Source organism: Halorubrum sp. SD683, assembly GCF_002135045.1.
Taxonomy (GTDB): Archaea; Halobacteriota; Halobacteria; order Halobacteriales; family Haloferacaceae; genus Halorubrum; species Halorubrum ezzemoulense.
In genome coordinates this window covers 1-6,434 of sequence record NZ_NEWJ01000106.1, presented here as the reverse complement: position 1 = coordinate 6,434, position 6,434 = coordinate 1, and the positions used below count along the sequence as shown (strand labels likewise).

Sequence of the window (6,434 nt, the reverse complement as noted above, 5' to 3'; positions counted from 1 at the left end):
GCAGCCCGGTCCACAGGCGACGAGTTGCAGGGTTCCCGGAGTCGGTCCGCGAGTCGGTCGCCGACGCGGCCGACGACGACGCGTATCCGATCGCCGCCGACGTGGGGCTCGACCCGTTCAGCCGCGAGGCGTACGACCACCTGGAGTCGACCTACCGCGAGCAGGGGCGCCGCGACCTCTTCTCGGCGATCACCGACCGCGACCACCTCCGCGTGACGAGCTACGTCGTCGACGTCGGGCGGGGGGTCGGCGTCCTCCACGCCGAGGACGACGGGACCCCCAAAGAGCGGCTCGTCGGCTCGTGGATGGGCGGCATGTTGCGCGAGCTCGACTCGCGCGGCCGGAAGAACCCGCAGGCGTTCAGCTACGACGGCGTCCTCTCGCAGGGGAACGGGGTCGCCACCGTCGTCGAGGACGCCAGCCAGCACGCGGACCTGCTCCGGCGGCTGCTCAACGTCCCCGACGAGCGGCGCGTGAAGCTCGACAAGGGGATCGGGATGGACTTAGACACCCAGCTGATCGTCATCTCGAACCCCGACCTCGACGCCGAGTTGGACCGGCACGCCGAGCGCGGCGACGCCGACCCGCTGAAGGCGCTGAAGCGCCGGCTCTCGAAACACGAGTTCCGGTACCTCACGAACCGCCGCTTGGAGGCGCGGCTGCTCCGGCGGGAGATCGCCGGGGCGACGGCGGTCGAGGACGGTAGCGTCGGCGCGAGCGGCGCGGCCGCCCCGGACGCCGGTGACGGCAGGGACCGCGATCCCGGAGCGGCGCCGCTGTCGGTCGCGGTGCGGGAGTCGGACGGGACGGTCGCCGAGCGCGAGATCGCGCCCCACGCAATCGGGGCGGCGGCGCTGTACGCGGTCGTCACGCGGCTCGACGCGGACGACCTGCCCGGCGACCTCGACCTGATCGAGACCGCCGAGCTGTACGAGACCGGCGAGGTCCGCCGCGGGGACGACGCGGTCACCGTTGCCGACGTGGACCTCGCCGAGGGGGACGGCCGAAACGGTATCCCCGTGACGTACGCGCGCGACGCGGTCGCGGACCTGCTCTCGTCGACCGCCGACCGGAGCCACCCGGAGCTTCCCGTCGAGCGAGTGATCACGCCGACGGACGTGCTCGACGCGCTCGCCGACGGGCTCGTCGACGCCCCCGTCTTCTCGCGGGCCGAGGCGGCGGAGTTCGACGGGCGGCGCGAGCCGGTCGCGACGCAGATCCGCGAGCGGCAGCGGGAGGACGTGATCGACGCGATCCTCGCCGCGGAGACCGTCTCGGCGGAGACCGTCGCCGAGTACGTCGAACACGTGTACGCGTGGGACGACGACGACCCGACGGAGCGCGGACGCGCGGACGAGGCGCCGGACCCGCTCGCGATGAAGGTGTTCGAGACGGAGACGCTCGGGCGGTTCGACGAGAGCGACTACCGCGGGACCGACCCGGGCCGGGCCGTCGAGAGCTTCCGGCGCGAGCGCGTGATCCGGGGACTCACGCGGTACGCGTGGCGGAACCGCGGCGACGCGTTCAGCGTCGACGACGTGGAGCTCGCCGAGGTGCCGGAGCTGAAGGCCGTTATCGACGCGAACGACCTCGCCGACGTGAAGCGGCGGTTCCCCGACCTCGATCCGGCGGCGTGGGCCGACCCGCCGGCCGACACCGAGACGGAACGGGTGAAGGCGGAGACGATCGACCGCCTGTGCGACCGCGGCTACACGCCGGCGTCCGCGGAACTGACGAGCCGGGCGGTGATGGAGCAGGTCCGCAAGGAGTGGCCCGATATCGACGGTGAGCGGGCCGGCGACGCGGGTCCGAGCGACGGTGCCGGTCCCGACGGAGGTGGTGACCCGTGGGACTGACCGAGGACCGCGAGCGGTTCCGCGAGGTCGGCGAGACGCGCCGGGCGGACCTCGCAGAGTTCATCAGCCACGGCGACCTCGGCGGGTCTGGCGCGGACCGGATCCGGATCCCGATCAAGCTCGTCGACCTCCCCGCGTTCGAGTACGACCAGCGCTCCGCCGGCGGCGTGGGACAGGGCGGCGACGGCCAGCCGCAGCCCGGCCAGCCGGTCGACCCCGAGCCCGGCGACGGCGACGAGGCGGGCGACCCCGGCGAGGAGGGCGGCGACCACGAGTACTACGAGATGGACCCGGAGGAGTTCGCCCGCGAGCTCGACGAGGCGCTCGGGCTCGACCTCGAACCGAAGGGGAAGCAAGTGATCGAGGAGGTGGAGGGCGACTTCACCGACACCGCCCGCGCCGGCCCGCGGGGGACCCTCGACGTCGACGAGTTCTTCAAGCGGGGGTTAAAACGCCACCTCGCCACCGACTTCGACGGGGCGTACGTCCGGGAGGGCCTGTTCGTCGACGGCGCCGACGTGGACGACGTCTTCGCGTGGGCGCGCGATGAGGGCGTCCCGGTCTCGCGGGCGTGGATCGCCGACGCCGCCGCGACCGTCGCGGACGAGCGGGGCGAACCGGTCGCCGCGCTTGACCGCTGGGAGAGCTTCGAGGCGCTCGACGACGGGGTGGACCACGAGCCCGTCACGCACCGGATCCGGCGCGAGGGGCTCGACAGCGTTCCGTTCCGCAGCGAGGACGAGCGGTTCCGTCACCCGGAGGTGATAGAGAAGCGCGAGCGCAACGTCGTGGTGATCAACGTCCGCGACGCCTCCGGCTCGATGCGCGAAACGAAACGCGAGCTCGTCGAGCGCGTGTTCACGCCGATGGACTGGTACCTGACCGGGAAGTACGACGCCGCCGAGTTCCGGTACGTCGTCCACGACGCGGAGGCGTGGGAGGTCGACCGCGAGGAGTTCTTCGGGATCCAGTCGGGCGGCGGAACCCGGATTTCGAGCGCCTACGAGCTCGTCGAGGAACTGCTGGAGGAGTACCCGTACAGCGAGTGGAACCGGTACGTGTTCGCCGCGGGCGACTCCGAGAACGCCGGTAGCGACACCACGAACAACGTGATCCCGCTGATGGAGTCGATCGACGCCAACCTCCACGCGTACGTCGAGACCCAGCCCGGCGACGGCGCGGCGAACGCCCGCCACGCCGACGAGGTCGAGTCCGCGTTCGGCGACGCCGACGACGTGGCCGTCGCGCGCGTCTCGGAACCGGACGACGTCACGGACGCCATCTACGAGATCCTCAGCACGGAGTCTGACGGCGGCGGGAGCGCTCCCGCCGGAACGACTGCGGCGCGGCGGACCGACGGAGGTGAACGCAGATGAGAGACGACCGGATCGAGGCGAAGCGTGAGGCCGACGCCCTCGACGAGCCGGCCGAGGAGGCCCGTGAGCTGGCCGAGCGGCTCGGGTTGGAGCCGTACCCGGTGCGGTACTGGGTGGTCGACCACGACCAGATGAACGAGCTGATCGCCTACGGCGGCTTCCAGCGCCGGTACCCGCACTGGCGGTGGGGGATGAACTACGAGCGGCAGCGCAAGAAGGACCGCCACGGGCTCGGGAAGGCGTTCGAGATCGTCAACAACGACGACCCGGCCCACGCGTTCCTCCAGGAGTCGAACGCGGCGGCCGACCAGAAGGCGGTGATCACCCACGTCGAGGCGCACGCGGACTTCTTCGCGAACAACGAGTGGTTCGGGCTGTACGCCGACCGCGGCGAGGGCGGCCCGAACGCCGCGGCGCGGTTGGAGCGCAACGCCGACCGGATCGCGGCGATCGCGAAGCGGGCCGACGTCGACCGCGACGAAGTCGAACGCCTGATCGACGCCGTGAGCGCGCTGGAGGACACGATCGACCAGCACAGCCCGGTCGACGCCGCGCGGTCCGTCGAGGAGCCGGGGATCGCGGACGACGTGAGCGGCGACGGCGACGACGCGCTCGACGCGATAGAGGCCCGGATCGACGACCTCGACCTCTCCGAGGAGGTGCGCCGGGACGTGTTCGACGACGAGTGGCTCGAAGCGCGCGGGGAGGGCGTCGAGCCGGAGGAGCCCCGCCCGGACGTGCTCGCGTTCCTGCGCGACCACGGGAAGCGGTACGACCCGGATAGCGGGAAGGCGGTCGACCGCGAGCCGTGGGAGACGACCGTCGTCGACGCGATCCGCGAGGAGGCGTACTACTTCGCCGGGCAGAAGCAGACGAAGGTGATGAACGAGGGGTGGGCGACGTACTGGGAGTCGCTGATGATGGGCGGCGAGGGGTTCGCCGGCGAGGACGAGTTCCTCACGTACGCCGACCACATGTCCCGAGTGCTCGGCTCGCCCGGCCTCAACCCGTATAAGCTCGGCTTCGAGCTGTGGACGCACGTGGAGCTGCGCGCCGCGCGCCGAGAGGTGATCGACAAGCTGCTCCGGGTCGACGGGGTGACGCCGGAGAACTTCCACTCGCGGATCGACCTCGACGAGGTCGCGACCCTGCTCGAACCCCACCCGGCGGTCGCGGGCGCCGGCCCGGCGACGCTGGACGAACTCGCCGACCTCGCCGCCGACGGCGATCCGCGCGTCGACGCCGAGGCGGTCGACCGGGCGCTGTCCGCCCGGCGCGAAGACGGCGACGGCGCGTCGGCCGACGGCGAGGAGATTGACGTGGAGCGGTACCCGTGGAAGCTCCTCACGCGCGAGGGGCTCGCGGAGCGCCACTACGTCCTCTCGCGGCCGGAACACCGGGGCGCGCTCCGGAACGTCTCTCGGGAGACGCTCGAAGAGCAGGCGCGGTACCTGTTCGACGTGGACCGGTACGCGACGGTCGCCGAGGCGATCGCCGACGTCGACCGCGCGGCCGGCTGGGAGCGGATGTTCGAGGTCCGCGAGAGCCACAACGACGTGACGTTCATCGACGCGTTCCTCACCGACGAGTTCGTGCGCGAGGGGAACTACTTCACCTACGAGTACAGCCGAGCCGCCGAGGAACACCGCGTCGCCAGCGTCGACGCCGACGACGTTCGGAAGAAGCTGCTCCTCCGATTCACCAACTTCGGGAAGCCGACGATCGTCGTGTTGGACGGGAACTTCCGCAACCGGGGGGAGCTACTCATCGGCCACCGGTACAACGGCGTCGCGCTCGACGAGGAGCGCGCCAAAGCGACGCTAAAGCGCGTGTTCGAGCTGTGGGGTCGCCCGGTGAACCTGGCGACGATCCGCGTCGAGTACGACGACGGGGCCGTCCGGCGCGCCAAGCGACGCGGCGAGGAGCCGGAGGGAACCGAGGTCGGCGTGCGCTTCCAGTACGACGGCGGCGAGGTGACGGAACACGACCTCGACGAGTCGATCCGGGAACGGATCACCGCGGACGAGGTCGACTACGACACGAAGCCGGACGACTGGCTGGCGTGATCCGGGCGGGCGGCCCCCTCGGCCGGCGCCGGCGGGCCGACGCTCAGGCGAGGTCGCCGACCAGTTCCGCCACCGCCGCGACCTCCTCCTCGTTGATCCCGTGGCCCATGCCCTCGTAGATCCGTTCGTCCACGTCGGCCCCGAGCGCCTTCAACACCGCGGTCGTCTCGTGGACCCGCTCCTCGGGGATGTGCGGGTCGACGTCGCTACAGCCGACGAACGCAGGGGTGCTGGCGAGGGGGCCTGTCGCGTCGTCGCCCGCTCCGCTCCCGCGGTCGCCGGTCGCGAGGTAGTCGTCGACCTCGACCGCCTCGCCGATCAGCCCGCCGCTGAACACTGCGAGTCCGCCGTAGCGGCCGGGATCGCGGGCCACGAACTTGCTCGTGAGACAGGCGCCCTGCGAGAAGCCGGCGACGAGGACGCGGTCACGATCGATCTCGGCGTCTGTCGCGCGGTCGACGGCCGCGTCGACGGCCCGAAGGCCCGAGGTCCGCCCCGGCTCGTTGTCCGCGACCGGCGCGAGGAACGAGTTCGGATACCAGGTGTTCCCGGCGGCCGCCGGCGCGAGGATCGCCACGTCGCGGTCGCCGGCGAGCCGTTCGCCCAAGTCGACGACGCTGCGGGCGGTCGCGCCGCGACCGTGGACGAGTACGAGCGCCGCGCCCGCGTCGTCGAGCGGCGTTCCGGCCGTGACCAGCGGCTCGTCGCCGTGCGGGTCGTCGCCCGCGTGCGGGCCCTGAGCGCCGTCCGCCATCTCAGACCCCCACGCCGGCGTCGGCGTCGGGCAGGTCGTGTTTGTTTACCGGCAGGCCGAGCTCCTCCAGCGCGCCCTCCATGTGGCGGTCCTGCGCGAAGTCGGCGCCGTCCTCCTCGCGGAGCCGCTGCGCGGTCGCGAGCACCTCGCCCTTGCGGTCGTCGGGTATCTCGTATTTGTCGGCGGACAGCTCGATGACGAGCCCGTTGTTGTCTTGGGTGTACGCTCTTCAGTAGACTGGCGGAACCAGGAGTATTAGTGCCTCTGGCCTGGCAAAGACGGGTATGTGTGAAGACCGTCCTGCCTTCGGCCAGAGGCTAGCGGAACTTGCGGAACTTGGGGTAATAGAATTTCGGCCCGAGCCGCTCGACGCCATCGTCGA

4 protein-coding genes and 1 pseudogene are annotated in these 6,434 nt (G+C 71.5%); 3 read left to right on the top strand and 2 right to left on the bottom strand.

The window, feature by feature from the left end; all coding sequences use genetic code 11:
- The 3 genes from B9G49_RS15345 to B9G49_RS15335 all read left to right on the top strand — a co-directional run.
- Window positions 1-1,856: kinase anchor protein (locus B9G49_RS15345; protein WP_086216950.1), on the top strand; the 1,856-nt coding region annotated here is incomplete at its 5' end.
- Window positions 1,847-3,232 carry a DUF444 family protein gene (locus B9G49_RS15340; RefSeq protein ID WP_086216949.1) on the top strand — a complete coding sequence of 462 codons (1,386 nt, stop codon included), beginning with the start codon at window positions 1,847-1,849 and terminating at the stop codon, window positions 3,230-3,232. The genes B9G49_RS15345 and B9G49_RS15340, both read left to right, overlap by 10 nt.
- Entirely contained in the window at window positions 3,229-5,298 is a 2,070-nt protein-coding gene (locus tag B9G49_RS15335; protein ID WP_086216948.1) for a SpoVR family protein, read from the top strand. The genes B9G49_RS15340 and B9G49_RS15335 overlap by 4 nt, the downstream gene beginning before the upstream one ends.
- A gap of 43 nt (window positions 5,299-5,341) precedes the next feature.
- Here B9G49_RS15335 and B9G49_RS15330 read toward each other — a convergent pair whose 3' ends face one another.
- A complete protein-coding gene (locus B9G49_RS15330; protein WP_086216947.1) occupies window positions 5,342-6,052 on the bottom strand; it encodes an alpha/beta hydrolase in 711 nt (236 codons plus the stop codon).
- A 1-nt stretch (window position 6,053) separates the two neighbouring features.
- Window positions 6,054-6,275, bottom strand: a pseudogene (locus B9G49_RS15325) (VOC family protein); the annotation flags it as partial.
- Window positions 6,276-6,434 lie beyond the last annotated feature (159 nt).